At 75.9% G+C, this 2,918-nt stretch carries 3 protein-coding genes; all 3 read right to left on the bottom strand.

Features of this window, described 5'->3' with window-relative positions; translation table 11 throughout:
• Positions 1–94: 94 nt before the first annotated feature.
• Genes Q0795_RS17035 through Q0795_RS17025 form a run of 3 tightly spaced genes read right to left on the bottom strand, consistent with a single transcriptional unit; the run spans position 95 to position 2,699 of the window.
• Positions 95–955, bottom strand: coding sequence for an SDR family NAD(P)-dependent oxidoreductase (locus tag Q0795_RS17035; RefSeq protein WP_298891735.1), 861 nt, complete (start codon positions 953–955; stop codon positions 95–97).
• Positions 943–1,938 carry an SDR family NAD(P)-dependent oxidoreductase gene (locus Q0795_RS17030; protein ID WP_298891733.1) on the bottom strand — a complete coding sequence of 332 codons (996 nt, stop codon included), beginning with the start codon at positions 1,936–1,938 and terminating at the stop codon, positions 943–945. Before Q0795_RS17030 ends, Q0795_RS17035 begins: the two co-directional genes overlap by 13 nt.
• Positions 1,935–2,699: an SDR family NAD(P)-dependent oxidoreductase gene (locus Q0795_RS17025; protein WP_298891731.1), complete on the bottom strand. Its 765-nt coding sequence runs from the start codon at positions 2,697–2,699 to the stop codon at positions 1,935–1,937. Before Q0795_RS17025 ends, Q0795_RS17030 begins: the two co-directional genes overlap by 4 nt.
• Positions 2,700–2,918: the final 219 nt, after the last annotated feature.

Genomic DNA, 2,918 nt, shown 5'->3' with positions numbered 1-2,918 from the left:
GCCCGGCAGTGACCCGGTGGACCCGGGGTGCAGACAAGAGACCTACTCCTGTCTGCCCCCAAAGTCCACCAGTGAGCCTCGGCCCGACCACCCGTCAGCGGTAGTGGTGGTCGACGGCCTCGCCCTCGGGCGTCGGGGCGAGCACGTTGCCCGGCCCGTCCCGGCCGTGGTCGACGTCGGGCTCGAGGCCGAACGCCCCGAACAACGGGGTGATCATGGCGTCGTAGGCCCAGGGCGCCCAGCGGTGACCCCACGCGGTGGGTGCGGTCAGCACGCCCACGCGCCTCAGCCGGCGCGGGCGGGCGAGGACCCGGACCACCCTCCGGGCCGCGTGCTCCGTCGACACCGAGGGCGGGGCGGGGCGACCGCGCCGCCCCTGGTAGGTGCCGGCCTGCACGTAGACCGGGGTGCGGACGGCACCCAGCCCGACCAGGCTCACGTGCACCTGCGGCAGGGACCGGGTCTCCACCTGCAGGCACCGGGCGAGCCCGTGGACCCCCCACTTGGCGGTGCAGTAGGACGACATCGTGGGCACCGGGACCTCGCCGAGGAGAGACCCGACGAGCACCAGGTGCCCCGCGTCCCCCGCCCGGGCGAAGGCCCGCAAGGCCTCCTGCGCCACGTGCGCGGTGCCGTTCAGGGTGGTCCGGACGGCGGCGTCGAAGACGTCCGCCGGGACGTCCTCGAACCGGCCGTAGGCCAGCACGGCGGGCGCATGGACGACGGCGTCCGGTGGCGGCATACCCGCCAGGAGCTCGGCGACCGCCGAGCGGTCCGCGACGTCGCAGACGTGCACGGTCACCTCGCCGGCACCGCGGCCCCGGCACTCCGCGGCGGCGTCCTCCAGCGGGCCAGGGCTGCGCGAGGCCAGGTGCAGGTCCCAGCCCGCGTCCGCGAGCTGGTGCGCGGTGGCCCGGCCCACCCCGCTGGAGGCGCCGGTGATCAGGGCGCGCACTCGTCCTCCAGGTACCGGGCGGCCCGGCCGTGGCGGGGCGGCACGCGACCGGCGCGGACCCGGTCCAGCGGCCTCCCGGGCCGCACCCACCCGCCGTGCACCTGCTCGCCCTCGACGGGGGAGAAGAGGTTGCCCTCGCTGCGTTCGGCGGGCGTGCGGGTCATCGCGACCGCGTGGAAGACCCGGGTGACGATGGCGTCGTAGAGGCCGGGGGCCACCGTGAAGCCGAGGGCCACCCACGGTCCCAACGTGCCCACCATCTTCGTCCGGCGGGGCCGGTCCAGGCAGGACAGCACGGCCTTGGCCACGGACTCCGGGCTGTCGACCGGGAGCGGGGGACGACGCCCCAGGGGCAGGCGGCTGGCGGCGTGCTCGTAGATGGGGGTGTCCACCGGCCCCGGCGCCACCAGGCTGACCCGGAGGTGGCGGTGCCGGCGCTGCTCCACCTGCACGGTCCGGACCAGGCCGTGCAGAGCCCACTTGGCCGTGATGTAGCTCGACATGTAGGGGGTGACGACCCGACCCAGCAGCGAGCCGACCACGACCAGATCGCCACGGGAACCCCGTGCGTGGAAGTGGTGCAGCGCCGACCGCATGACGTTGGCGGCACCGAGCAGCGTCACCTCCAGCACCCGGTCCAGGTGCTCCGCGGGCAGCTCGCGGAACTCGGCGTAGGCGATGACCCCGGCCGCCTGGACGACGGCCTCGACCGGTCCCGCCTGCGCGAACGCCTCCTCCACCGCGGCCCGGTCGGTGACGTCGCAGACGACGGTGCCGACCGACGGGGAACCCGCGGCGCGGCACTGCCGGGCCGCCTCCGCGAGCGCCGGGGCGGACCGGGCGAGGAGCACGAGCGGCGTGCCCCGCCTGGCGAGCGCCAGGGAGGTGGCCAGCCCGATGCCGCTGGACCCGCCGGTCACCAGCACGAGACCGCGCGCGTCGCCGGCAGCACTCCCGCGCGAGCGCCCGGGCGCCGCCGTCACAGTCGCCTGACCCAGGGTTGGCGCAGCACCGGGGTGAGGCGTGGCCACAGCCCCGCCGGCACGAGGCGGGCGCCCGTCATGAGCACCCGCATCCGACGGGGGAAGACGAGCACCGACCGGTCCCGGGCCAGCCCGCGCAGGATCCGCGCGGCCGCGTCCTCGGCGGTGATCTTGAAAGGTTGCGGGAAGTCGGCCGAGTCCGTCATCTCGCTGCGCACGAAGCCCGGCAGCACCGACATCACCCGCACCCCGTCGCCGCGCAGGGAGGCACGCAGGGCCTCCAGCAGGTTGACCGCCGCCGCCTTGGTGGGCCCGTAGTAGTCGGCACCCGGGACCCCCCGGTAGGCGGCCACCGAGGCGATCCCGACGACGGTGCCGCCGCCCTGGGCCCGCAGGGTCGGCAGGGTGACGTCGAGGCACTGGCCCAGGCCCAGCAGGTTGGTGCGCACGTGCTGCACGAACGACTCCTGGTCCCACTCCCCCACGTCCGACACCTGCCACGTCCCCGCGCAGTAGACGACGAGGTCGAGACCGCCGAGCTCGGCCAGCACCCCGTCGTAGGCCGTGCGCACACTGTCGGCGTCGGTCACGTCGACGGCGACCGGGCGCATCCCCGTGCCCTCGGACAGCTCGCGCAGCCGCTCCTCGCGGCGGGCGCTGACGACCACCTCGGCCCCGGCCTCGTCCAATGCACGAGCCAGCGCCGCCCCCAGGCCGCTGGACGCCCCGACCAGCCAGCACCGCGCACCCTCGACCTGCACGGGGACCTCCTGGATCGGGACTCGGTGACGCCGCCACGGCGACCGGTCCCACGGTAGCCAGCCCGGGCCGTGCGCGCGCGCCCGGCCTCCCCGGGTATGACGAAGCCCCGGTCCGCACACGAGGTGCGGCCGGGGCTGTCGTCGGGGCGGGAGCGGACTCGCCGGGGTGGGGCTGGGGTCAGCCGACGCGGCCGTAGCCGGAGACGCCGTCGAATACCG

The sequence above is a fragment of the uncultured Serinicoccus sp. genome (genome assembly GCF_947487915.1).
Taxonomy (GTDB): Bacteria; Actinomycetota; Actinomycetes; order Actinomycetales; family Dermatophilaceae; genus Ornithinicoccus.
This window is presented reverse-complemented; position numbering and strand designations above follow the sequence as displayed.